General features: G+C 53.3%; 1 rRNA gene. It reads right to left on the bottom strand.

Annotated features, from left to right (window positions below):
- A 23S ribosomal RNA gene (locus tag AC1DPX_RS35100) occupies nt 1-554 on the bottom strand; the annotation flags it as partial.

Genomic DNA, 554 nt, shown 5'->3' with positions numbered 1-554 from the left:
CAGATAGGGACCAAACTGTCTCACGACGTTTTAAACCCAGCTCACGTACCTCTTTAAATGGCGAACAGCCATACCCTTGGGACCGGCTACAGCCCCAGGATGAGATGAGCCGACATCGAGGTGCCAAACACCGCCGTCGATATGAACTCTTGGGCGGTATCAGCCTGTTATCCCCAGAGTACCTTTTATCCGTTGAGCGATGGCCCTTCCATTCAGAACCACCGGATCACTATGWCCTGCTTTCGCACCTGYTCGMSYYGTCASKCTCRCAGTCAAGCGTGCTTATGCCATTGCACTAACCTCTAGATGTCCGACCTCGATTAGCTGACCTTCGTGCTCCTCCGTTACRCTTTRGGAGGAGACCGCCCCAGTCAAACTACCCACCAGACACTGTCCGCAMCCCGGATYACGGGKCCACGTTAGAACATCAAACRTTAAAGGGTGGTATTTCAAGGTTGGCTCCACGCRGACTGGCGTCCRCGCTTCAAAGCCTCCCACCTATCCTACACATCAAGGCTCAATGTTCAGTGTCAAGCTGTAGTAAAGGGTAAAGG

This window comes from Mesorhizobium sp. 01N446 (assembly GCF_056399285.1).
The sequence above is the reverse complement of the archived record's forward strand: the minus strand, read 5'-3'. Positions and strand labels throughout refer to the sequence as shown.